Raw genomic sequence first — 23,844 nt, 5'->3', positions numbered from 1 at the left:
GATCGCTCCTAAGCTCGGGCAGTGGTCGCGCGGACCACCAGTGACGGGTGCAGCAGGTGCCGGACCGGTTCGGTGCGCTCCCCGCGCACGCGCTCGATCAGGGCTTCGAAGGCCAGCCGGGCCATGTCCTTGCGCGACTGGTCGACCGTGGTCAGCGAGAGGTGCCGCAACGCGGCGAGCGACGTGTTGTCGTAGCCGACGACGGAGACGTCCTCCGGCACGCGCAACCCGGCTTCCTCGAGCGCCGAGATCGCGCCCACGGCGTTGAAGTCGTTGCCGGAGACCAGCCCCGTGGGCAGGTCCGGGCACGAGTACGTGGCCAGCAGCTCCCGCACGGCGTTCTCGCCGCCGACGTCGGTGTGCTCGCTGCGCACCACGATCGGTTCGAGCCCGTGGCTCCGCATGGCGGTCTCGAAGCCGCGCCGCCGCTGCGCCGCCCCGGCCGCGCCGCCGCCGTCGAGGTGGGCGATGCGCCGGTGCCCGAGGCCGACCAGGTGGTCGACGGCCAGCGCCGAGCCCGCCTCGCCGTCGTCGTTCACCGTGTCCACTGTGGACGCGCGGGCGGTGCGCGAGACCAGCACGACCGGGCACTGCTTGGCCGCGACCTGGATCGCCGAGGCCGGCACGACCGGCGAGAGCAGGACGATGCCCGCCGGCCGGAAGGAAAGGAGGTTGTGCAGGGCGTTCCACTCGCGCGTGGGGCTGCGGCCGCCGGTGTTGAGGATCAGGTCGAAGCCCGCCGCCTGCGCGGCGGTGTCCAGCTCTTCGACGATGTCGGCGAAGAAGGCGTTGCGCAGGTCGTTCACCATCACGCCGAGCACCGTGGACGTCCGGCTCGCCAGCGACCGCGCCATGAGGTGCGGCTGGTACCCGAGCTCCTCGGCCGCGCGCAGCACGGCGGCCCGGCGCGTGTCGGAGACCTTCGGTGAATTCCTCATCACGAGGGAGACCAGTGCGCGGGAAACTCCCGCGCGCGCGGCGACGTCCTCCATCGTCGGGCGCATGACCGCACCTCCCCTGATCTCGCAAAACTCGGGCCTTGACTTGCTGTGACGGACGCTACAAGATTAGAGCGCTCTAATCAATAGAGCGCTCCAACGGACCAACGGAGGCCCTCTGTGTCAGCGACGATCCGAGTAGCCGCCGCCCCGATCTCCTGGGGTGTCTGCGAAGTCCCTGGCTGGGGCCGGATGCTGGACGCGCCGACCGTGCTGGCCGAGATGGCGGAACTCGGCGTCCAGGCCACCGAACTGGGCCCGCCGGGGTACCTCCCCCGCGACCCGGCACAGCTGCGGGAGCTGCTCGGGAAGTACGACCTGACCCTCGTCGGCGGCTTCCTCGCCGTCGTGCTGCACACCGACCAGGAAAAGGCCCTCGCCGAAGCCGAAGAGTCCGCCGCGTTGTTCGCCGCGTGCGGGGGCGACGTCCTCGTGCTCGCCGCCGCGACCGGGCTCGACGGGTACGACGCCCGCCCGCAGCTCACCGGCGCCGAATGGGCGACGCTCGTCGAAACGGCCGGCAAGATCCGCGACATCGCCCGCGGCCACGGCCTGCGCACGGTGCTGCACCCGCACGTCGGGACCCACGTGGAGCAGCAGGCCGAGGTCGAGCGCTTCCTCGCCGACTCCGATCTGGGGTTGTGCCTGGACACCGGGCACCTGATGATCGGCGGGACCGATCCGGTCGAGCTGGCGAAGCGTTTCCCCGAACGGGTGGAGCACGTGCATCTGAAGGACGTCCGCGAAGACCTCGCCGCCGAGGTGCGCGCGGGGAGCCTCGGCTACACCGAGGCGGTCGGGCGGGGCCTGTACGTGCCGCTCGGCGAGGGGGACGTGGACGTGGCGTCGATGGTGCGCTCCGTCCAGGCGGCGGGCTACGACGGCTGGTACGTCCTCGAACAGGACACCGCCCTCGGCGCGGCGAGCCCCGACGACCTGCCTCGCCGCGACACCGAGCGGAGCCTGGCCGAACTCGCGAAGATCGTGCAATCCCTCTAACTGGTCCCAAAGGAGTGACTGTGTTTTCGTTCAAGAGAAGCTTCGCCGTGGTGGCGGCCGTGGCCGCCACCGGACTGGTGCTCGCCGCCTGCAGCGGGCCGAGCGCCGACAACTCGAGCAGCAGCTCCACCGCCAATTCCTCGGCCGCCGCGCCGCCGAGTTCGAGCGGCCCGCTCAAGATCGCCGTGGTCACCCACGGCAGCGCCGGTGACGCGTTCTGGAACGTCGTCAAGAACGGCGCCGAGCAGGCGGGCAAGGACCTCAACGTCGGGGTCGACTACTACTCCGACGGCGACCCCGGCAACCAGGCCAAGCTGATCGACAACGCCGTCGCGCAGAAGGTCGGCGGCCTGGTCGTCTCGATGGCGAACCCGCAGGCGCTGCAGACCTCGATCCAGAACGCGGTCAAGGCCGGCATCCCGGTCGTCACGATCAACTCCGGCGAGGACCAGAGCGCGTCGTTCGGCGCGATCGCGCACGTCGGGCAGAGCGAGGGCCTCGCGGGTCAGGGCGCCGGGCAGCGGCTCAAGGCGGCGGGCAAGACGAAGCTGCTGTGCGTGATCCACGAGGCCGGCAACATCGGCCAGAACCAGCGCTGTGACGGCGCGAAGCAGGCCTTCGGCAACGTCTCGACGCTGCAGGTCGACATCTCCAACCCGACCGACGCGCAGGCGCGGATCCGCGGCGCGCTGCAGGCCGACCCGTCGATCGACGCGGTGCTGGCGCTGAACTCGCAGGTCGCCGCCCGCGCGGTGGACGCGGCGAAGGAGGCCAGCTCGAAGGCGCAGGTGGCGACGTTCGACCTGAACGCCGACGTCGTGGCCGCCATCAAGGCGGGCACCATCCTGTTCGCCGTCGACCAGCAGCAGTACGAGCAGGGTTACCTGCCCATCGTGTTCCTCAAGCTGTACAAGGAGAACGGCAACACCATCGGGGGCGGCCACCCGGTGCAGACCGGACCGGGCTTCGTCGACAAGACCAACATCGACACCGTGGCCCCGTACGCGCAGCGCGGCACCCGATAAGGGGACTGAGATGACCGCAGCGATCCAGGCACAACCGGATGAACGCATAGCCAAGAAGAGCCTGACGGACCGCCTGGTGGTCCGCCCGGAGATCGGGGCGCTGCTGGGCGCTGTACTGGTGTTCGTCTTCTTCTCGGTCGTCACCGGCCAGTTCCTCAGCCCGCTCGGCGTGGCGACCTGGCTCGACGACTCGTCGACGCTGGGCATCATGGCCGTGGTGGTCGCGCTGCTCATGGTCGGCGGCGAGTTCGACCTCTCGGCGGGCGTGATGACGGCGTCGACGTCGCTGGTCACCGCGATCCTGGCGACGCAGGCGGGCTGGAACGTCTGGCTCGCGCTGCTGGTCTCGCTGGTGTTCGCGCTCGGCGTCGGCGCGTTCAACGGGTGGCTGGTCATGAAGACCGGCCTGCCCAGCTTCATCGTCACGCTGGGGTCGTTCCTGGCCCTGCAGGGGCTGAACCTCGGCGTGACGCGGCTGGTCACCGACACCGTCCAGGTGTCGGGGATGCGCTCGACCAGCGGGTACGAGTCCGCCGGCGGCCTGTTCGCCTCGACGTTCGACATCGGCGGCACCGAGTTCCAGTCGTCGATCGTGTGGTGGATCGTCGTGACGGCGATCGCCGCGTGGCTGCTGCTGCGGACCCGGTTCGGCAACTGGATCTTCGCGGTCGGCGGGTCGCAGGTGTCGGCCCGCTCGGTCGGCGTGCCGGTGGTGCGCACGAAGATCCTGCTGTTCATGGGCACCGCCGTCGGCGCGTGGCTGGTCGGCTCGATCAACATCCTGCGCTTCGCCAGTGTGCAGGCGAACCAGGGCATCGGGCTGGAGTTCCAGTACATCATCGCCGCGGTGATCGGCGGCTGCCTGCTCACCGGCGGCTTCGGCTCGGCGGTGGGCGCGGCGATCGGCGCGCTGATCTTCGGCATGGCACGCCAGGGCATCGTGTTCGCCCAGTGGAACAGCGACTGGTTCATGCTGTTCCTCGGGATCATGCTGCTGGCCGCGGTCCTGGTCAACAACGCCTTCCGGCGGCGCGCGGAAAGGGTGCGGCGATGAGTCCTCTGCTGGAAGTACGCGACATCGGCAAGACCTACGGCAGCGTCATCGCGCTGCGCGACGTGTCCACTGTGGTCAACGCGGGTGAGGTGACCTGCGTGCTCGGCGACAACGGCGCCGGGAAGTCCACGCTGATCAAGATCCTGGCCGGGGTGCACCAGCACGACCGCGGCGAGTTCCTGGTCGAGGACACGCCGGTGAAGTTCGCTTCGCCGCGCGAGGCGCTGGACCACGGCATCGCGACCGTGTACCAGGACCTCGCGGTGGTGCCGCTGATGAGCGTCTGGCGGAACTTCTTCCTCGGCTCCGAGCCGACGGTCGGGTTCGGCCCGTTCAAGGCGCTCGACCGCAAGAAGGGCCGCGAGACGACCAAGCAGGCGCTGTCCGACATGGGCATCGACCTGCGGGACGTCGAGCAGCCGGTCGGGACCCTGTCGGGTGGTGAACGCCAGTGCGTGGCGATCGCCCGGGCGGTCTACTTCGGCGCGAAGGTGCTGATCCTCGACGAGCCGACGGCGGCACTGGGCGTCAAGCAGGCCGGCGTCGTGCTCAAGTACGTCGCCCAGGCCCGCGACCGCGGGCTCGGGGTCGTGCTGATCACGCACAACCCGCACCACGCCTTCCCGGTCGCCGACCGGTTCCTGCTGCTCAAGCGGGGTGCGCCGCTCGGCTCGTACGAGAAGAAGGACATCGACATCAACGAGCTGACCCGGCAGATGGCGGGCGGCGCGGAACTCGAAGCCCTGGAACACGAACTGCGGCAGGTGGAAAAGACGCCATGACCCTCGAAGCGCTGACGATCGGCCGGGTGGGTGTCGACCTCTACCCCGAGCAGAGCGGCGTCCCCCTGGCCGAGGTCAGCACCTTCGCCAAGTCGCTCGGCGGGACCGCGACCAACGTCGCGGTCGCCGCCGCGCGGCTCGGGCGGTCGGCCGCCGTGCTGACCAAGGTCGGCCCGGACGGCTTCGGCGACTACGTCCGGCAGGCCCTCGGCGGCTTCGGCGTCTCACCGTCCTATGTGGGCACTTCACCGGACCTGCAGACGCCGGTGGTGTTCTGCGAGCTGAACCCGCCCGCGGACCCGCCGCTGCTGTTCTACCGCTCCCCCGTCGCGCCCGACCTCACGCTCACCGAGGCGGACGTGCCGTGGGACGTCGTCGAGTCGGTGCCGCTGCTGTGGGTCACCGGCACGGGCGTCTCCGCCGAACCGGCGCGGGCGACCCAGCGGAAGATCCTCGCCACCCGGGGACGCCGCGAGCACACCGTGCTGGACCTGGACTACCGGCCGATGTTCTGGACGTCGGTCGAGCAGGCCCGCGAGGAGATCGGCGGGATGCTGGACCACGTCACGGTCGCGGTCGGCAACCGGACCGAGGCCGAGGTCGCCGTCGGCACCGCGGACCCGGACACGGCGGCCGACCGGATGCTGGAGCGCGGGCTGCGGCTCGCGGTGATCAAGAAGGGCGCGGACGGCGTGCTCGTCGCCACGCCGGACGGCCGCTGGACGGTGCCGCCGCAGCGGGTCGAGGTCGTCTGCGGCCTCGGCGCCGGTGACGGCTTCGGCGGCGCCCTGATCCACGGGCTGCTGTCCGGCTGGGACCCGGTGCGGATCGCGGAGTACGCGAACGCCGCGGGCGCGCTGGTCGCGTCCCGGCTGGCCTGCGCCGACGCGATGCCGACCGCCGCCGAGATCGAGGAGCTGCTGTGACGTCCTTGCTGACCGACGACCGCTGGCGCGAGCTGCTGCACACCCGGGCCACCAACCCGGGCGCGGTCCGCCAGGCCTACGCGACACGCAAACGCCGTTCCAAGCTGCTGTCCGACTCCGGGACGCTGTTCCTGGTCGCGGCCGACCACCCGGCGCGAGGGGCGCTGGGGGTCGGCGAGGACCCCCTCGCCATGGCCGACCGCCGGACGCTGCTGGACAGGCTGCTCGTCGCGCTGGCCAACCCGGCGGTCGACGGGCTGCTCGGCACCCCGGACATCGTCGAGGAACTGCTGCTGCTCGGTGCGTTGCACGACAAGGTCGTGATCGGCTCGATGAACCGCGGCGGCCTGGCCGGCGCGGACTGGGAGATCGACGACCGGTTCACCGGTTACGACGCCGCGAGCCTGATCGACTGCGGGCTCGACGGCGGCAAGATGCTGCTGCGCCTGGTCGACTCCGACCCGGGCACGATCCCGACCCTGCAGTCCTGCGCGACCGCCGTCACCGAGCTGGCCGCGTACGGGCTGATGGCGATGGTCGAGCCGCTGCCCTACACCCGCGAAGGCGGGAAACTGGTGCTGCAGAAGGATCCCGCGTCGCTGGCCCGGGCCGTCACGGTGGCGTCCGGCATCGGCACGACGTCGGCGCACACCTGGCTGAAGCTGCCCTCGACCGACTCCCCCGACGTCCTCGGCGCGACGACGCTCCCGGTCGTCATCCTCGGCGGGGTGCCCTCGGGTGATCCCGCCGGCGACCTGGTGTCGTGGGGCCGGACGCTGCGCCACGACGTCGTGCGCGGCCTGGTCGTCGGCCGCACCCTGCTCTACCCGCCCGACGGCGACGTCGGCTCGGCCGTCGATGCGGCCGCGAAGGTTCTGGAGGCCGCGAAGTGAGCACGCTGCACCGTCCACACGGGACACTTTCCGAAGACTCCGACCCGATCGTGCTGACGCCGGAGGCGGCGGGCTGGGCGTACACCGGGCTGCAGGTGCTCAAGATCGGCCGGCGGCTCCCGCGCACGATCGAGACCGGCGAGTTCGAGGCGTTCGTGCTCCCGCTGTCCGGCTCGCTCACCGTCCGCGTCGACGACGAGGAGTTCGAGCTGGAAGGCCGTGATTCGGTGTTCACCCGCGTCACGGACTTCGCGTACGTCCCGCGCGACGCCGAGGTCGAGCTGACGTCGTCCACCGGCGCGGTGGTGGCCCTGCCGATGGCCCGCTGCACCCGACGGCTCGAACCGAAGTACGGCCCCGCCGAAGACGTCCCGGTCGAGGTTCGCGGCGGCGGGCAGGCGACCCGGCAGGTGACCAACTTCGGCGTGCCCGGGGTGTGGGACCACGCCGACAAGCTCAACGCGTGCGAGCTGATCACGCCGGGCGGCAACTGGTCGTCGTACCCGCCGCACAAGCACGACGAGGCGTCCGAGTGCGAGGTCGTCAACGAGGAGATCTACTACTTCCGGATCGCCGGCCAGGACGGCGTGACACCGTCGCGCGAGGGCTTCGGACTGCACCGGACGTACACCGCGGACGGCGAGCTGGACGAGGACGTCGCGGTGCGCGACGGCGACGTCTTCCTGATCCCGCGCGGTTACCACGGCCCGTGCGTCGCGGCGCCCGGCTACCCGATGTACTACCTGAACGTCCTGGCCGGGCCCGCCGAGGAGCGGTCGATGGCGTTCTGCGACGACCCGGCGCACACCTGGATCCGCGACACGTGGAAGTCCCAGGACCTCGACCCGCGCTGCCCGGTGACCGACCACGAGGGGCGTGTCCAGTGAAGCTGACAACGGCTCAGGCGCTGGTCCGCTGGATCCTCGCCCAGCGTTCGGAAACCCTCGACGGCCGCGAGGTGCCGCTCTTCCCCGGCGTCTTCGCGATCTTCGGGCACGGCAACGTCCTCGGGCTCGGCACCGCGCTGGAGGAGCACCGCGGCGACATCCCGGTCTGGCGCGGGCACACCGAGCAGGGCATGGCGCTGGCCGCGGTCGGCTACGCGAAGGCGACACACCGGCGGCAGGTCGGCGTCGTGACGTCGTCGATCGGGCCGGGCGCGCTGAACATGGTCACCGCCGCCGGGGTCGCGCACGCGAACCGGCTGCCGGTGCTGCTGCTGCCGGGTGACACGTTCACCAGCCGCGCGCCGGACCCGGTGCTGCAGCAGATCGAGCCCTTCGGCGACGGCACGGCAACCGCCAACGACGCCTTCCGCGCGGTCAGCCGCTACTTCGACCGGATCACCCGGCCCGAGCAGCTGCTCTCGGCGTTGCCGCAGGTCGCGCGGGTGCTCACGGACCCGGCCGACGCCGGCCCGGTGGTCCTGGCACTGCCGCAGGACGTCCAGGCGGAGACGTACGACTTCCCGGAGGCCCTGTTCGAGCCGGTGACGCACCGGCCGCTGCGGCCGCGGCCGGACCGCCGGGCGGTCACCGAGGCGGCGGGCGTGCTGCGCGCGTCCAAGCGGCCGCTGCTGGTGCTCGGCGGTGGCGTCCGCTACTCCGGCGCCGGACGCCGCGCGCTGGACTTCGCCGAGCGGCACGGCATTCCCGTCACCGAGACCACCGCGGGCCGCACGCTCGTGCCGCACACGCACGACCTCAACGCCGGCCCGCTCGGCATCACCGGCTCGACGTCGGCGAACGTCGTCGCGGCGGAAGCGGACGTCGTCCTGGCCGTCGGCACCCGGCTGCAGGACTTCACCACGGCGTCCTGGACGGTCTTCTCCCCCGACGTCCGGCTGGTCACGCTGAACGCGGCGAGGTTCGACGCGGTCAAGCACGGCGCCCTTTCCGTGGTCGGCGACGCGGACGCGGGCCTGGCCGACCTCGGCGCGCAGCTGGAGAGCTGGCGGGTCGACCCGGCGTGGACGTCACGAGCGGCGACCGAGCGCGCGAAGTGGGACGCGCACATCGACTCACTGCGGTCGGCGACCGCGGAAATCCCCTCGTACGCGCAGGTCGTCGGCGTGGTCAACGACCTCTCGGAGGCAAACGACTACGTCATGACGGCGTCCGGCGGGATGCCGGGCGAGCTGATCGGCGGCTGGCGTGGGTCCGGCTCGGTGAGCATGGACGTCGAGTACGGCTTCTCGTGCATGGGCTACGAGCTGTCGGGCGCGTGGGGCGCGGCGATCGCGCACGACGGTCTCGTGACGACGCTGCTGGGCGACGGCTCGTACCTGATGCTGAACTCGGAGCTGTTCTCGGCGGCGTTCGCCGGGCACCCGTTCGTCGCGGTGGTCTGCGACAACGACGGTTACGCGGTGATCGCGCGGCTCCAGGAGGGTCAGGGCGGGAAGCCGTTCAACAACTTCTACGCCGACTGCACGACTTCGCACGCTTCACCACCACGCGTTGACTTCGCCCGCCACGCCGAGTCGTTGGGCTGCCTGGTGTTCACGGCGTCCACAGTGGACGACGTCCGCGCGGAGTACGCGAAGGCGCGTGAAGCCGCGGTGGCCGAGAAGCGCCCCGCGGTCGTGGTCGTCAAGACCCAGCCGTCGGCGTGGACCGAAGCGGGCGCGTGGTGGGAGGTCGGCGTGCCCGAGCACCTCGCCGGGCGCGACGAGTTCGAGCGGTCCAAGGGCACGCAGGTGCGCTACCTGCGGTCCTGAGCCGGGACGAAGCTCACGCCGTCGCAGTCGCTCGATCCCGAACCCGGGGCCGCAGGGTGAACCCGCTCGGCTTGAGCGTCAAGGACTCCACGATCTTGAGCTCGTACGACGGGTCGGCCTCGAAGTCGTAGCGCTGCAACACCATGCCGAGCGCCAGCACGGCTTCGTGCAGCGCGAACTGGCGGCCGATGCAGGCGCGCTCGCCCGTCCCGAAGGGCTTGTACGCCTGCGCCGGCCGCTTCTTCACCGCCGCGGGCTCGAAGCGGTCGGGGTCGAACGCCTCGGGGTCCGGGCCCCAGGCCGCCGGGTCGCGGTGGACCAGGGGCAGCGGCACGATCACCCAGTCACCCTTGCGCAGCCGGTACTTCCCGCCGAGGACGACGTCTTCGCGGGCTTCGCGCGAGTAGCCCGGCGCCGTCGGCCAGAGCCGCATCGCCTCGTCGAGGACGCGTCGCACGTAACGCAGCTTCGCGACGTCTCCGAAGGCGGGCTCGCGGTCACCCCAGACGGTGTCGACCTCGGCGCGGGCCTTCTCCAGGAGTTCCGGATGCCGCGTCAGGTAGTACAACGCGAACGACAGCGCGCCGGACGTCGTCTCGTGACCGGCGACGACGAACGTGATGGCCTGGTTGCGGATGTTGACCGGGTCCAGCCGTTCGCCGGTCATCGGGTGGCCCTCGGTGAGCATCAAGCCGAGCAGGTCCCGGCTCTCCTCACCGCTGGTGCGACGCCCTTCGATGACCTCGTCGACCAGGTCGGTCATCACGGCGATGTCGGCCTTGTTCTGCTCGGCCGTCCCGGCGAACGCGCGCCGGACGAACGGCAGCTTGACGTTCTGCAGCTGCGCGAACCGCAGCGAACGCAGCATCGCCGTGACGAACGGGTGCGGTTCGGCGCGTTCGAACGATCCGAACCGGTAGCCGAAGCCGGCGAGCCCGATCGTCTCCAGGGTCAGCCGGGTCATGTCGGCGGCGACGTCGACGGGCCCGGTCGCGGTGTCCCAGCGCGCGACGAGCTCGCGGGCGACGTCCAGCATCACCGGGTGGTAGCGGCGCATCGCCTCGGCGGAGAAGGCCGGCTGCAGGATGTCGTGCGCCAGCCGCCAGTTCGGCTCGTGGGTGTGCGCCGTGAACAGGCCGTCACCGGCGACCGCGCGCAGGTTTTCGATGCCCATGCCGACGTGCTTGCCGAACTTCGTCTCGTCGTTCAGCTCGGTGACCAGGTCAACGCCGCCGACGAAGACGATCTCGAAGCCGAAGACCTTGCGGGTGAAGACCGGCCCGATCTTCCGGCCGATGCGCAGGGTGTCCTGCAGCGGCGTGCGCGGGTTCGCGCCGATCAGGTCGCCGATCACCGGCAGGCGGCCCGGCCGGTGCGGAATGCCGGTGGTGTCCACGAGGCCCCCTATTGAATCCGAATCCAATAAGGCCACGATCCCCCGCTACTGAACCCGTGTCAAGTAAGATCGGGGGATGCGGACGAGGCTGAGCACCGAACAGCGGCGCGAGCAGCTCCTGGCGATCGGGGCCGGGTTGTTCGCGAAGCGGCCGTACGACGAGGTCTGGATCGGGGAGGTCGCCGAAATCGCGCAGGTCTCCCGCGGCCTGCTGTACCACTACTTCCCGACCAAGAAGGACTTCTTCGCCGAGATCGTCCGCGGCCAGCGCGACCAGCTGCTGGCGATGAGCGAGCCCGACCCGGCGCTGCCGGTGGCCGAGCAGCTGCGGGCCGGGCTCGACGTCTACCTCGAGTTCGCGCGCACGCACCCGGACGGCTACCGGATCGTGCACCGCGCGATGGGCGGCGACGACGTCGAGATCCGGCAGATCCGCGAAGCCGGGATGGCCGCGAACGCGTCGCGCATCCTGGACGCCGTCAGCCTGCTGACCACGGTCACGGACACGACCCGGCTGGCCGTCCGCGGCTGGCTGGCGTTCGTCGCGGCGATGATCCTCGACTGGCTCGACCAGCCGAAAGTCACCCAGGAGGAGCTGCGCGACCTGTGTGTGCGGACGCTGTTCGCGGCGGTGGACGTCACCCCGTGACGGCCGGCGACGCGGCGTCCACGACCAGCTTTTCCGGCTGGCCCGAGCCGTCCGCCGGGACCGCCCACACGGCGTTGTCCAGCCCGTAGAGCACCCGGTCGCCCTGCCAGAGGGCCTGGTCGTCGACACTGCGCGGCTCGGCGAGTGCGGTCTCCTTCAGCGTCTTGAGGTCGAGCACGGACAGCCGCCAGACGCCGTCGCCGACCTTCTTCTTGAACGCGACGCGGGTGCCGTCTGGGGACAGCGACGGGCATTCGACGTTCTCGCGCAGGGTCTTGCCGCGGTAGCGCGCGTAGTCGGCTTCGACGAGATACGTCTTACCCTTGCTGCCGAGCGTCGCGTAGAAGCGGTTGCCGTCACCGGCGAAGGTGATGCCCCAGTAGTTGACGTCGGCGGCGAAGTAGCGCTGGCCGTCAAGGAAAACGGGCAGCTCCTCGATCGTCTTGACCAGCCGTCCGGTGTCGACCTCGTAGACACCGGCGCGGGTCGAGAAGCCGGTCGCGGCGTAGGAGTCGCCGGTGACGAAGACCGTCCAGTCGACGCGTTTGCCGTCCGGGGACACCCGCGCGCGGGTCGGTGTGCCGGGCACGGCTTCGGAGTGCCGGACGGCGAGGTGGTCGTCGAGGACCAGGACGTCGGTCACCGGCGGGAGCGTGCCGGGCCGGACGGCCAGGCACACGGCGGTCTGCCGCGCCACCGCGAACCGGTCGCACTTCAGGCCACTGACCTGCGGTTTCACGCCAGAATCGGCGAGCGGGACGGCGGCGACGCGGCCAGTAGACGTCTGCCGGAACAGGAGCTGGCCGGGAGCGAGGGTGAGCTGCGCGGCCGGTCCCGCCTCGGCGGCGTCGGGGCGGGCGTTGACGGTGTAGGTGACGGCCGCGGCGATCAGGAGCGCGGTGCCGACCAGGGCGAAGACGACTTTCTTCACGGCCGCACCGGCTTCGCGAACGCGGCGGCGAGGACGACGGCCACCAGGCAGCCCACGGCGACCAGCACCGCCGGGCGCAGGTCCCAGAGCGTCCAGGCGAGTCCGAAGAGGACGGACGAGACCATCCGCGCCCCGGCCTGCCCGGTCTGCACGACGGCCATCCCGGTCGCCCGGAGATCACGCGGGATGAGCGGCCCGGCCGCGGCCATCAGGACGCCGTCGGTGGCCGCGTAGAACAGGCCGTGCAGACCGAGCGCGGCGACGGCGAGCACCGGCGCGACGGGCCCGCAGAGCAGGACGAGGGCCAGGCACAGCGCGGCGTGCCCGCCGAGGAACACCGGCCACCGCCCGATCCGGTCGGCCAGCCTGCCGAGCGGGACGGCCAGCAGCAGGTACACCCCGGCGGTGCCCAGCGGCAGGAGCGGGAAGTACGTCGCCGCGATCTCCCAGCGCCGTTGCAGCATCAGGTAGACGAACGAGTCGCCGACGGTCACCAGGCCTAGCAGCGCAGCCCAGAGCGTGATGCGCCGGAAGTCCTGCGCACGAAGGAGATTCAACGCAGCCCGCAGCGACACGGCGGCGCGATCCACCGTGCCGGGCCGGTCGCGGACGAACAGGGCCAGCAGCAGCACGGCGATCGCGGCGATGCAGAAGCTGGTGAAGAACACGCTCGTATAGCTGCCGAGACTCAGCGCGAGCACGGCCATCGCGACGAGCGGGCCGAGGAACGCGCCGACGGTGTCGAGCGCGCGATGCACCCCGAACGACCGGCCGAGTGTGCCGGGCTCGCTGCTCAGCGAGATCAGCGCGTCGCGCGGGGCCGTGCGCACCCCCTTGCCGGTGCGGTCGGCGGCGAGGACGACACCGATCGCGGCGACCGAAGAACCGGCCGCCACCAGGCCGAGCTTGCACACCGCGGACAGGCCGTACCCGAACCCGGCGACCGCCTTGAGCCGCCGCCACCGGTCGGCGAGGTGCCCGCCGAGGACCCGCACGAGGGCGGTGGCGCCCGCGTAGAGGCCGTCGAGCAGCCCGAACTGCAGCGGGTTCAGGCCGAGGCCGAGCACCAGGTAGAGCGGGAGGACGGCGGTCACCATCTCCGACGAGACGTCGGTGACCAGGCTGACCATGCCCAGCGCCACGACGTTGGTGGACACCCGTTTTAGTGCGGGTTTCCGGTCTGTCCCAGCCGCCAGGTCCGAGGTACGGCTTGCCGCGATGTACATGCCCGGTCCCCTTCTAGTGGCAGGTGTAGGTCGGGCTGCTGTCGAGGACCTTGCCGTCGACGCCGATCAGCTGCGTCTGGAACGACGTGTCCGTCATGGACAGCTTCAGGACGCCGAAGGTCTTCAGCAGCGTGGCGGTCGTCGCGTGCGCCGGGCTCAGGTCGTAGAGGTCGGCGCCGCCCGAACCGCCGACGATCTCGACCGGACCGTTGGCGTCGGCCTTGCCGTCGGCGTTCTGCGGGACGAACCGCTCGTAGTCGTGGTCGTGACCGTTGAGGACGAGATCGACCTTGTTGGCGGTCATGATGTTCCACAGCTCGACGCTGTCCTTGTTGTCCCCGTGGTCCCCGGAGCTCCACCGCGGGTGGTGGTAGTACGCGGCGACGCAGCCCTTCTTGTTGGCGGCCAGGTCCTGCTTCAACCAGGTGATCTGCGGCGGCTCGGCGAACTCGTCGTGGGTGACGAAGTCGTTGGAATCGAGGGCGATGAAGTGCCAGTTGCCCATTTCCCAGCTGTAGTAACGCTTTCCCTGGGGCTTCGCGATGGCGCCGAAGTAGTCCTCGTACCCCTTGAACTTGGGGTCGTCGTACGACTCGTGGTTGCCCGGGATGGGGTGGGTGATGCTCTTGAACCGGCCCCAGGTCTTGTCGTAGTAGGCCTTGAAGTCGGAGAGGTGGGCGTCGTCGTACTGGTTGTCCCCCATGGTGATCACCGCGGCGGGGTTCATCTGCTCGACGAGTTTCGCGGTCTTGACGTGGACACAGCTCGAGTCGCTCGCGGTGCAGCGCTCGGCGATGTCCCCGGCGGCGGCGAGGACGAAACCGTTGGTGCTGCCCGCTTTGGTCTTGACGGTGACGGGCGCGCTCGCGGCCGAGACGTTGCCCGCGGCGTCCCGGGCCCGGACGCTGTAGGAGTAACTGGTGTCCGGCGCGAGCCCGGTGTCGGTGTAGGACGGCGTGGCGCTGGTGGCGACGACTTTGCCGTCGCGCAGGACGTCGTACCCGGTGACACCGACGTTGTCGGTCGCGGCGGTCCAGGTCAGCCCGGCGCTGGTGGCCGTGGTGGCCGTGGTCGCGAGCCCGGCCGGGACGCTCGGCGCCTGGGTGTCGCCGGCGGAGTCGGGCGTGCCGTAGGCCTGCAGTTCCCAGAGCGAGTAGCCGTACTTCGTGGCGCGCGTGACGCCGACGAAGCGCAGAAAACGGCCGTGCACCTGGAGTCCGGTGAGGTCGTCGGTCTTGCCGTCACCGTTGTCGACGGTCGTGACGGTGGTGAACTGCGTGCCGTCGTCGGAGACCTCGATCCGGTACTTCTTGGCGTAGGCGGCTTCCCAGGTGAGCTTGACCTGGTGGATGCTGGAGGGTTGCCCGAGGTCGACCCGCAGCCACTGCGGATCGGCGCTGACCGCGCTGGCCCACCGGGTCTGCGCACTGCCGTCGACGGCCTTGCCGCCGTTGAGCGACGAGCTTTCGACGGTGGACGTCGCCACCGGTTTCCCTTGGGAGAGGAGGACATCGGCCGGAGTCGTGGCGGCAGCGATCGCGGAGGGCAGCAGGACGACGACGGCGATCGGCGGCGCCAGCCGGGCAAAGGGACGAAGGCGGAAGGGTGACACGTCGCGCTCCTTGGGGCCGGACGGTGGCTGGGCTGCGGCGTAGGTGAACTTTCTTGAAACAGTTAAGAAACTTTCTTAACTAAAGAGACTGTATCGAGACGGGGTTTCGGCTGACAAGGGTTGTCCGGCTCTTGAATCGGTCAAGAGGGTGAGTTCAGAGTCGTTCCCGCAGGTCAGCCAACGTGTCGCTGACCGGGACACTGCCCCGGCGCCTGGGATTGACACCGTTTCCGCCCTGCTCCCGCCTCCATCGGCCCGCCGATTTTGTCGGTCCCCACCGGTAGCCTGGAATTCGGGGGCTTCTCGCAACGCCTCAGTCGGATTTCCCTTGCAGCACAACAGAATCCTGACTTCGATTCCGTCCTTGAGGTTCACCCGATTCAGCGATGATCTTCGCACGCGTGTTCGGTAACGTAAGGAGCATGACGTCACCCGACGAGTTTCCCGTTACCCCGCAACGAAGACCCATGGCCTCAAGAGCGCGGGCGCAGCTGCTTCCGGATCTCCGCGACGGCGGCCCGCCCCGCGCGGTTCGCCCCGACTGTGCTGGACGAAGGCCCGTACCCCACCAGGTGCAGCCGCGGTTCGAGCACGACCCGCGTCCCGTCCACGCGGATCCCGCCACCCGGTTCGCGCACGTGCAGCGGCTTGAGGTGATCGATCGCCGCGCGGAAGCCCGTCGCCCAGAGGATGACGTCCGCGTCGAAGCGCGAGCCGTCCGCCCATTCCACTCCCGAAGGCACGATCCGGGAGAACATCGGCCTGCGCTCGAGGATGCCCGCGGCGCGAGCGGCCCGGACCTCCGGTGTCACGGCCAGATCGGTCACGCTCACCACGCTCTCCGGCGGCAGCCCGGCGCGCACCCGTTCTTCGACCTTGGCGACGGCGTTGCGTCCCCAGTCCTCACTGAAGGGCTCGTCGCGCCACACCGGAGGGCGTCGCGTCACCCAAGCCGTCGCGCGGGCGAGCGGAGCGAACTCCATCAGCAGTTGCACCGCCGACGCCCCACCGCCGACGACCACGACCCGCTTGCCGCGGAACGCCTCCGGCCCGGTGTAGTCCGCCGTGTGTACCTGCTGGCCCGCGAATGTCTCCTGGCCTGGGTAGTGCGGCCAAAACGGCCGGTCCCAGGTGCCGGTGGCGCTGATCACCGCGCGCGCCGCCCACGACTCGGCCGGGCTCGACACCACGAGCCGGTCCCCGGCGCGCGTCACCGACTGGACGTCGACGGGGCGCAGCACAGGCAAGTCGTACACGCGCTCGAAGCGCGCGAAGTACTCCGAGACGACTTCGGAGGCGGGGCGCGTGACGTCCGGGGTGCCGAAGGCCATGCCGGGCAGGTCGTAGATGCCGTGCACCTTGCCGAGCACCAGCGACGGCCACCGGTACTGCCAGGCACCGCCGGCGCGCTTGCCGTGGTCGAGTACGACGAACCCGGAGCCGTTCGCGAAACCGGCGCGGCGCAGGTGGTAGGCCGCCGACAGTCCCGCTTGGCCGGCCCCGACCACCACCACGTCCGTCTCGTGGTCCGCGCTGCTCATGTCGTTTTCAACGGCTGGCCGGCCCGCGTATTTCGCGCGCTACGTCACACGGCGACCCGGTTGCGACCCGCGTCCTTGGCCCGGTACAGCGCGGCATCCGCCGACCGCAACACGTCGTCGAGGGCCGGTCCCGCGTCCGGGAACCGCGCGACCCCGATCGACACCGAAAGGCCACCGACCCGGACGGTCCCGCCGCCCGTCGAGATCACGACGTTCAGCTCTCCCACCGCGACCCGCACCCGTTCGGCGATGCCCAGCACGTCGGCGCGGCCGATACCCGGCAGCAGCACCACGAACTCCTCACCACCGAACCGGCCGACCGTGTCGCCCTGACGCACCGCGCCGGAGATCGCCACCGCGACCGCGGCGAGCACGTCGTCGCCGGTGAGGTGGCCGTAGGTGTCGTTGATCCGCTTGAAGTGGTCGAGGTCGATCATCAGCACCGCGAACCCGCCGACGGCCCCACGCCGCAGTGCGCGAGAGTGCTCGCGGACGGCGGACTCGTGCCAGCCCGCGGTGTTGAGCAGCCCGGTCTTCTCGTCGGTGACGGCGGCGACCTGCAATTGCTGCTTGAGCAACAGGTAGCGGTGCAGCAGGAGCAACGGCGCGATGACGAACACCACCAGTACCGGCTGCTCGACCAGCGCCAGGGCGGCAAGCCCGCCGAGGCAGAGCGTCGCCACCTCGAACGCGTTGTCCTCCCAGGTGCCGACGAGGTCCGCGGCCGACCGCTGGCTCGTGTAGAGGTAGATCCCGGCGGCGACGAGGCCGGCGTTCACCAGCTCGAACACCACCGCGGCCAGGCAGAGCGCGACCAACCCGCGCGGCGTCTGCACAGGCGTCCCGTGCAACCCCGTAAGCGTGAGAACGGACGAAGCGGCGAAGCAGGAGAGCATCGCCCAGGCGGTGCTCGCGACGAAGCGGTGCGCGGGCCGGGTCCGCACCTGGCGCCAGACCCGCACCCACAGGTGCGTGTAGAGCACCACGGCCAGCAGAGCCACCCAGGCAGGAGGAAGCAGAACGACACCGGCGAGGTACCAGACGGAGGTGACGTTGATGTGCGTCTGCCCGCTCATCCACCGGCGCAACCGCTCGATACGGCGGGACATCTCGGCCTGGGCGACACCGAGCGCGACCAGCACGGCGAACCAGATCGGCCGCACCGGCCCACCGAAGCCAGTGGCCAGCGCGACCCCGGTGGCCGCGACGGCGGCCAGTTCACAACACAGGGCGTAGGTGATCCAGCGGCCCTTCGCCCCGGTCCACATGACCCAGCGCGCAGGCCAGCCCGACCAGGAGGAGAGGACTTCCCGTCGCACGGCGGCCTGGGCTCTCAAGCGCCGCGACCACGGAGGTGACGGACCGGCATCGTGACGTACCCCTTGCGCGAAGTTCAGCCGACCAGGTAGCCCAGCGTAGCCGCTCAAGCGACCGGCGTCGCCAGTCCGGGCGAATTGCCGCGAAGGTACTGCCCCGAAGACCCGCTGAGGGTAGATCCACCCAGCTCAGCCCGGCTCCGAAGGATCACCAACGTGGAAATCCTGGCGCGGCCACCGCAGCCTGCATCCCACCCACACCCTGCCGACCGCTTCAGACCGGAAGGCGGCAATCACCAGAGTGGCAACTCGGACCGGGAACCCACCCGAGCCTTCCACTGCCGCGGGGCGCGACCACTGGAGCGGCAGCCGACAACCTCCCACGAACTCTTTCCCCGTCACTGATCACCGAGAGGCCGAGCCCGCCGCTCACACCTGCCCACAACCTCCGGCAGCCGGCGGTACAACCACCGGTGGAGGAAGTAGTGAACCGGACTCTCCAACGACACCTGTCCCGCCCACTGACAGCTGAGGAGGCTCCCAGCGGAGCGGGATCGGGGAGCTGGAACCCCCACTCTCGTCCTCTCGGGCCGCTACCGGAGTGAAACTTGAGTTGGGATCGCCACGGCGCGAGTGCGCTCTTACCGAACGTAGGCGGAGAGCGCAGTTGGTCGGTCGCCTCAGCGGGACCGGCTGATCGAGGTCACTTGCGCAGCGCGCGGATGATCGCCACCAAGCCGACGATCGCGGCGATTCCGAGCACCACCGGGGCCAGCCGCTTCAGCACCGAGGCCCCCGCGTAGTCGAGGAGGTCGATCGCCTCGGTTTCCGGGACCGCCGGGACGCTGTGCAGCGCCGGCCGCTCGACCGCGGGCTTCGGCTCGGTGTTGATCTCCGCGGTGGTCGGGGCCGGCTTGACCGCCGGCTCCGCCTTCGCGACCGGCGTGGACGTGGCCGCGGCAGACGTCGCAGCCTTGGCCGCCGAGGCCTTCTCCGCGGCCGGGGGCGAGGCAGGCTTCGCCGCCGAGCCGGCAGCCTCCGGGGTCGAGGCCGGGGCGGGCTTCGCCGCCGAGCCAGCCGTCTTCTCCGCGGCCGGGGCCGGAGCCGATCCGGCAGCCGAGGCCGTCGCCGCAGCCGGGGTAGCAGCCGAAGCGGGCGTCGCCGGAGCCTTTTCCGTACCGGGGACCGCAGCCGCAGAAGGCTTCGCCGCCGGGGCCGGGGCCGGGGCCGCAGCCGGCGCGGCCGCGGCAGCGGCAGCGGGCTTCGAAGCGTCCGACGGTGCCAGCTTGCCGGACAGGCAACCCGCGAACGTGTCGAGGATCTTGCCGCCCACCTCGCTGATCAAGCCTCGGCCGAACTGGGCGGGCTTGCCCGTGATGGACAGGTCCGTCGCGACCGTGCCGTGGGTTCCACCTTCGGCCTCGGTCAGGGTCAGGGTCACCGTCGCGGCGGCCGTGCCCGCTCCGCGGGAGTCCTTGCCCGAGGCCTTGATGGTGACCTTGTGCGCGGCGTCGTCCTTCTCCAGGAACTCGCCGTTTCCCTTGTACAGCAACGAGATCGGACCCAGCTTGACCTTCACCGTGCCGCTGAAGCGGTCACCCTCGACTTTGGTCAGCGACGCGCCGGGCATGCACGGGGCGACACGCTCGGGGTCGACGACCGCCTGCCAGACCTCGCCGATCGGAGCCGGGACGGTGAATTCGTGGTCGAGCCGCACGGGCCGACCTCCTTTCTGCCAGACCTGGGTGTCCGGTGCCCACCCTAGCCGCACCCGCGGCCCGTGACCCGGCGCCGGAACGGCCAGGTCACGGGACTGCGGATTCAGGCGGGATTCAGGCGCCGGACGCCGCCGCGATGGCCCGGCCGGTCAGGACGCGAGCCAGGTGACGGCGGTATTCGACGTCGGCGTTGCCGTCGACCGGTGGATTCGTGCCCTCCGCCGCGTGCGAAGCCGCCGCGCCGATCGCGTCGGCCGAGGCCTGTACTCCGACGAGCGCCGCTTCGACGCCGGATGCGCGGACCGGGGTCGAGCCCATGTTCGTCAGCGCGACCCTGGCTTCTTCGATGACGCCGGCTTCGGTACGAACAGTGACCGCGACGGCGACCATCGACCAGGCCTGGGCGACCCGGTTGAACTTCTCGTAGTGCGCCCGCCACCCCGTGTGCTTGGGCACGCGGACCTCGACCAGCAGCTCGTCCGGGGCCAGCGCGGTGGTGAACAGGTCGCGGAAGAAGTCCGCGGCCGGCACCGTCCGGCGGCCGGACGGCCCGGCCAGCACCAGCGACGCCTCCAGCGCCAGCACCGGCGCCAGCAGGTCGCCCGCCGGGTCGGCGTGCGCGATCGCGCCGCCCAGCGTGCCGCGGTGGCGGATCTGCGGGTCGGCGACCGTGTCCGTCGCCGCCTTCAGCAACTCCGCGTGCGACGCGACCAGCGGGTCGCGCTGCACGTCGTAGTGCGTGGTCATCGCGCCGATCACCAGCGTGTCGCCGTCTTCGCGCACGCCGCGCAGCTCCGGGACGCGCCCGAGGTCGATCAGCGTGGTCGGTGTGGCCAGGCGCATCCGCAGCACCGGCAGCAGGCTCTGCCCGCCGGCCAGCACCTTGGCGTCCTCACCCGCCGACGCCAGCGCCTGGATCGCTTCGTCCACTGTGGACGGGCGGACGTAGTCGAACGAGGACGGGATCACAGGGCACCTCCGGTGGCGTCGATCGAGCCGAGCCCGCCGCCGGCCTCGTTGCCGGGGCCGCCGGCGTCGGTGGTGCCGTGCTGGATGGCGTGCCACACCCGCATCGGCGTCAACGGCATCTCGATGTCGTTCACGCCGAAGGCGCGCACCGCGTCGATCACCGCGTTGACCACCGCCGGGGTGGACGCGATGGTGCCCGCTTCGCCGACCCCCTTGGCGCCCAGCGGGTTCGTCGTCGACGGCGTCTCCGTGCGGTCGGTGGTGAACGACGGCAGGTCCGCCGCCGACGGCAGCAGGTAGTCGGCGAACGTGCCCGTGGTCAGCGTGCCGCTCTCGTCGTGCACCGTGCCCTCGAACAACGCCTGCGCGATGCCCTGCGCGAGCCCGCCGTGCACCTGCCCCTCGACGATCAGCGGGTTCACCGCGACGCCGATGTCGTCGACGCAGACGTACGAGCGCAGCTTGACCCGGCCCGTCTCGGTGTCCACTTCGGCCGCGCACAGGTGCGTGCCGTGCGGGTAGGAGAAGTTCTCCGGGTCGAACGTCGCGTCCGAGTCGAGCGACGGCTCGACGCCGTCGGGCAGGTTGTGCGCCGCGAACACCGCGAGCGCGACGTCGCCCATGGTCGTCGACGTGTCGGTGCCCTTGACGGTGAACTTGCCGCCCGCGAACTCCAGGTCGTCCTCGGCGCATTCGAGCAGATGCGCGGCGATCGGCTTGGCCTTGGCCACGACCTTCTCCGCGGCCTTGACGATCGCGATTCCGCCGACCACCAGCGAGCGCGAGCCGTAGGTGTCCATGCCCTTGTGCGACGACTGGGTGTCGCCGTGGATGACCTCGATGTCCTCGAACGCGATGCCCAGCTGGTCGGCGACGATCTGGCTCCACGCCGTCTCGTGGCCCTGGCCGTGCGCGGACGCGCCGGTGATGACCTCGACCTTGCCGGTGGGCAGCATCCGGATCGCCGCGTGCTCCCAGCCGCCGGCGCCGTAGTCCAGCGAGCCCAGCACCCGCGACGGCGCGAGCCCGCACATCTCGGTGAACGTCGAGATGCCGATGCCGAGCTGCACCTTGTCGCCCGTCCTGCGGCGCTTCTCCTGCTCGGCGCGCAGGCCGTCGTAGTCGAAGAGCTGCTTGGCCTTCTCCGTCGCGGCCTCGTAGTTGCCGGAGTCGTACGTCAGCCCGCACACCGTGGTGAACGGGAACTCCTCGTGCTTGATCCAGTTCTTTTCGCGCAGTTCCAAGGGATCCAGGCCGAGCTCGTCGGCGAGCTCGTCCATGATCCGTTCGATCGCGAACGTCGCTTCCGGACGGCCGGCGCCGCGGTAGGCGTCGGTCAGCGTCGTCGTGGTGTACACGTTGGTGCACGCGAAGTGGTAGGCCGGGATCTTGTAGATCGCGTTGAACATGAACGCGCCGAGGATCGGCACGCCGGTGCCGACCAGGCCGTTGTACGCGCCGAGGTTGGCGAGCAGCTCGACCTTGAGCCCGGTGACCGTCCCGTCGGCGTTCGCCGAGATGGTGATGTCCTGGATCTGGTCGCGGCCGTGGTGCGCGGCGAGCATCGTCTCCGAGCGCGACTCGTTCCACTTGACCGGCTTGCCGAGCTTCTGCGCGACCAGCAGCGACATCATCTCTTCCGGCAGCACGCCGATCTTGCCGCCGAAACCGCCGCCGACGTCCGGGGCGATCACGCGCAGCTTGTGCTCCGGGATGCCGAGCGTCAGCGCCGACATCACCCGCAGGATGTGCGGGATCTGCGTGGCCGACCACATGGTGATCTGGGTGCCGGTCGGGTCGACGACGCAGGCGCGCGGCTCCATGAAGGCCGGGATCAGGCGCTGCTGGCGGAAGCGGCGCTTGACGACGATCTCGGACGAGCTGATCGCGTCCTCGACGTTGCCGCCCGTGCCGGCCTCGGCGGAGTCGAACTTCCAGACGGCGCTCGTGTTGCTGCCCTGGTCCTCGTGGACCAGCGGCGCGCCGTCGGCGATCGCGGCTTCCATGTCGAGGATGACCGGGAGCTCGTCGTACTCGACGTCGATCTCCTCGAGCGCGTCGTGCGCCTCGGCCGAGGTCCGCGCGACGACGACCGCGACGCCTTCACCGGCGAAGTTGACCTGGTCGGCGGCGAGCACCGGCCGGCGCGGTGCCTTCATGTCCGGCGTGATCGGCCACGCGCAGGGCATGCCGATCGAGCTGTCCGGGTCGAGGTCCTTCGCGGTGAAGACGGCGACGACGCCGGAGGCGTTCTTGGCCGCCGACGTGTCGATCGAGACGATCTTGGCGTGCGCGAACGGGCTGCGCAGGATGGCCATGTGCAGCATCCCGGGCAGCGTGATGTTGTCGGTCCAGCGGGTGCGGCCGGTGATGAGCCGCTCGTCCTCCTTGCGGCGCCGTGACTTTCCGACTTCCGGTTCGATCGTCGCGGTCATCAGTCACCACCCACGCCGACGTGCTTGGTCTCGGTGATCCGCTCCGCGTCGGGCCCGGCGCCGGGGCTCATGTGCTGAGCTGCGTCGCGGACCGCGCGGACGATGTTCTGGTAGCCGGTGCAGCGGCAGAGGTTGCCTTCCAGGCCTTCGCGGACGGCCTGTTCGTCCGGGTCCGGGTTGTCGGCCAGCAGGTCGATCGACTGCATGATCATGCCGGGGGTGCAGAACCCGCACTGCAGCGCGTGGTTTTCGTGGAAGGCCTGCTGGACCGGGTGCAGCTTGCCGTCGCGCGCGAGGCCTTCGACGGTGGTGACCTCGCTGCCGTCGGCCTGCACGGCCAGGACGGAACAGGACTTCACGCTGTGCCCGTCCAGGTGGACGGTGCACGCACCGCAGTTGCTCGTGTCGCAGCCGACGACCGTGCCGACCTTGCCGATCCGCTCTCGCAGGTAGTGCACGAGCAGGGTGCGCGGTTCGACTTCGTCGGTGTACTTCGTCCCGTCGACAGTGACGGTGATGCGCATCAGGCCTCCAAAAGCCGGTTCGGGAGCGGCCAGGCCCGACCGTGATCGGGCTCACAAGCCCGAGCGTGCTACGCCTTCATGGCGCGGACAAGTCCTGATGTCACACGTTCGGCGGCCGTTCCCGCAGCTGC

Annotated in this window: 20 protein-coding genes; 9 read left to right on the top strand and 11 right to left on the bottom strand. The window is 70.6% G+C overall.

Annotation, left to right across the window (positions count from 1 at the left end):
• Positions 1–8: 8 nt before the first annotated feature.
• Positions 9–1,004: a LacI family DNA-binding transcriptional regulator gene (locus ACIOD2_RS25045; protein WP_400542421.1), complete on the bottom strand. Its 996-nt coding sequence runs from the start codon at positions 1,002–1,004 to the stop codon at positions 9–11.
• 114 nt (positions 1,005–1,118) lie between these two features.
• Here ACIOD2_RS25045 and ACIOD2_RS25040 point away from each other — a divergent pair, with 114 nt between their 5' ends.
• Genes ACIOD2_RS25040 through iolD form a run of 8 tightly spaced genes read left to right on the top strand, consistent with a single transcriptional unit; the run spans position 1,119 to position 9,396 of the window.
• A complete protein-coding gene (locus tag ACIOD2_RS25040) occupies positions 1,119–1,997 on the top strand; it encodes a TIM barrel protein (RefSeq protein ID WP_400542418.1) in 879 nt (292 codons plus the stop codon).
• 20 nt (positions 1,998–2,017) lie between these two features.
• On the top strand, positions 2,018–3,022 hold the full coding sequence (locus ACIOD2_RS25035) for a sugar ABC transporter substrate-binding protein (protein ID WP_400542415.1): 1,005 nt from the start codon (positions 2,018–2,020) through the stop codon (positions 3,020–3,022).
• A 10-nt stretch (positions 3,023–3,032) separates the two neighbouring features.
• Positions 3,033–4,076: an ABC transporter permease gene (locus ACIOD2_RS25030; protein WP_323331694.1), complete on the top strand. Its 1,044-nt coding sequence runs from the start codon at positions 3,033–3,035 to the stop codon at positions 4,074–4,076.
• Positions 4,073–4,858, top strand: a complete 786-nt coding sequence (locus ACIOD2_RS25025) for an ATP-binding cassette domain-containing protein (protein ID WP_400542411.1) — start codon at positions 4,073–4,075, stop codon at positions 4,856–4,858. The genes ACIOD2_RS25030 and ACIOD2_RS25025 overlap by 4 nt, the downstream gene beginning before the upstream one ends.
• Positions 4,855–5,784 carry a 5-dehydro-2-deoxygluconokinase gene (gene iolC, locus ACIOD2_RS25020; RefSeq protein WP_400542408.1) on the top strand — a complete coding sequence of 310 codons (930 nt, stop codon included), beginning with the start codon at positions 4,855–4,857 and terminating at the stop codon, positions 5,782–5,784. Before ACIOD2_RS25025 ends, iolC begins: the two co-directional genes overlap by 4 nt.
• Positions 5,781–6,677, top strand: a complete 897-nt coding sequence (locus ACIOD2_RS25015; protein ID WP_400542405.1) for an aldolase — start codon at positions 5,781–5,783, stop codon at positions 6,675–6,677. Before iolC ends, ACIOD2_RS25015 begins: the two co-directional genes overlap by 4 nt.
• Complete coding sequence (gene iolB, locus ACIOD2_RS25010) at positions 6,674–7,564, top strand: 5-deoxy-glucuronate isomerase (RefSeq protein WP_400542402.1); 891 nt, start codon at positions 6,674–6,676, stop codon at positions 7,562–7,564. Before ACIOD2_RS25015 ends, iolB begins: the two co-directional genes overlap by 4 nt.
• A complete protein-coding gene (gene iolD / locus ACIOD2_RS25005) occupies positions 7,561–9,396 on the top strand; it encodes a 3D-(3,5/4)-trihydroxycyclohexane-1,2-dione acylhydrolase (decyclizing) (RefSeq protein ID WP_400542399.1) in 1,836 nt (611 codons plus the stop codon). The genes iolB and iolD overlap by 4 nt, the downstream gene beginning before the upstream one ends.
• A gap of 13 nt (positions 9,397–9,409) precedes the next feature.
• Here the strand turns inward: iolD and ACIOD2_RS25000 are convergent, their stop codons facing one another.
• A complete protein-coding gene (locus tag ACIOD2_RS25000; RefSeq protein ID WP_400542396.1) occupies positions 9,410–10,792 on the bottom strand; it encodes a cytochrome P450 in 1,383 nt (460 codons plus the stop codon).
• A gap of 76 nt (positions 10,793–10,868) precedes the next feature.
• On the opposite strand from ACIOD2_RS25000, the gene ACIOD2_RS24995 reads away from it, so the two are divergent.
• Positions 10,869–11,441, top strand: a complete 573-nt coding sequence (locus tag ACIOD2_RS24995; protein WP_400542393.1) for a TetR/AcrR family transcriptional regulator — start codon at positions 10,869–10,871, stop codon at positions 11,439–11,441.
• Here ACIOD2_RS24995 and ACIOD2_RS24990 read toward each other — a convergent pair.
• From ACIOD2_RS24990 to ACIOD2_RS24950, 9 genes are all read right to left on the bottom strand, one after another.
• Positions 11,431–12,372 carry a hypothetical protein gene (locus tag ACIOD2_RS24990; RefSeq protein ID WP_400542390.1) on the bottom strand — a complete coding sequence of 314 codons (942 nt, stop codon included), beginning with the start codon at positions 12,370–12,372 and terminating at the stop codon, positions 11,431–11,433. The genes ACIOD2_RS24995 and ACIOD2_RS24990 overlap by 11 nt on opposite strands.
• Positions 12,369–13,598: an MFS transporter gene (locus tag ACIOD2_RS24985; protein ID WP_400542387.1), complete on the bottom strand. Its 1,230-nt coding sequence runs from the start codon at positions 13,596–13,598 to the stop codon at positions 12,369–12,371. Before ACIOD2_RS24985 ends, ACIOD2_RS24990 begins: the two co-directional genes overlap by 4 nt.
• Before the next feature lie 13 nt (positions 13,599–13,611).
• Positions 13,612–15,210 (bottom strand): discoidin domain-containing protein, encoded by a 1,599-nt coding sequence (locus tag ACIOD2_RS24980; RefSeq protein WP_400542384.1) that lies wholly within the window; start codon positions 15,208–15,210, stop codon positions 13,612–13,614.
• A 473-nt stretch (positions 15,211–15,683) separates the two neighbouring features.
• Complete coding sequence (locus tag ACIOD2_RS24975) at positions 15,684–16,751, bottom strand: NAD(P)-binding domain-containing protein (RefSeq protein ID WP_400542381.1); 1,068 nt, start codon at positions 16,749–16,751, stop codon at positions 15,684–15,686.
• A 44-nt stretch (positions 16,752–16,795) separates the two neighbouring features.
• The gene (locus tag ACIOD2_RS24970; RefSeq protein ID WP_400543244.1) at positions 16,796–18,019 is read right to left on the bottom strand and encodes a diguanylate cyclase; all 1,224 of its coding nucleotides are present in this window, start codon (positions 18,017–18,019) and stop codon (positions 16,796–16,798) included.
• A 751-nt stretch (positions 18,020–18,770) separates the two neighbouring features.
• The gene (locus ACIOD2_RS24965; protein ID WP_400542378.1) at positions 18,771–19,784 is read right to left on the bottom strand and encodes an SRPBCC family protein; all 1,014 of its coding nucleotides are present in this window, start codon (positions 19,782–19,784) and stop codon (positions 18,771–18,773) included.
• A gap of 115 nt (positions 19,785–19,899) precedes the next feature.
• A complete protein-coding gene (locus ACIOD2_RS24960) occupies positions 19,900–20,754 on the bottom strand; it encodes an FAD binding domain-containing protein (RefSeq protein WP_400542375.1) in 855 nt (284 codons plus the stop codon).
• A complete protein-coding gene (locus ACIOD2_RS24955) occupies positions 20,751–23,189 on the bottom strand; it encodes a xanthine dehydrogenase family protein molybdopterin-binding subunit (RefSeq protein ID WP_400542372.1) in 2,439 nt (812 codons plus the stop codon). The genes ACIOD2_RS24960 and ACIOD2_RS24955 overlap by 4 nt, the downstream gene beginning before the upstream one ends.
• Complete coding sequence (locus ACIOD2_RS24950; RefSeq protein WP_392763514.1) at positions 23,189–23,713, bottom strand: (2Fe-2S)-binding protein; 525 nt, start codon at positions 23,711–23,713, stop codon at positions 23,189–23,191. The genes ACIOD2_RS24955 and ACIOD2_RS24950 overlap by 1 nt, the downstream gene beginning before the upstream one ends.
• Between the last annotated feature and the right edge of the window lie 131 nt (positions 23,714–23,844).

This window comes from Amycolatopsis sp. NPDC088138, from assembly GCF_044741685.1.
In the GTDB taxonomy this organism is placed as follows: Bacteria; Actinomycetota; Actinomycetes; order Mycobacteriales; family Pseudonocardiaceae; genus Amycolatopsis.
The sequence above is the reverse complement of the archived record's forward strand: the minus strand, read 5'-3'. Positions and strand labels throughout refer to the sequence as shown.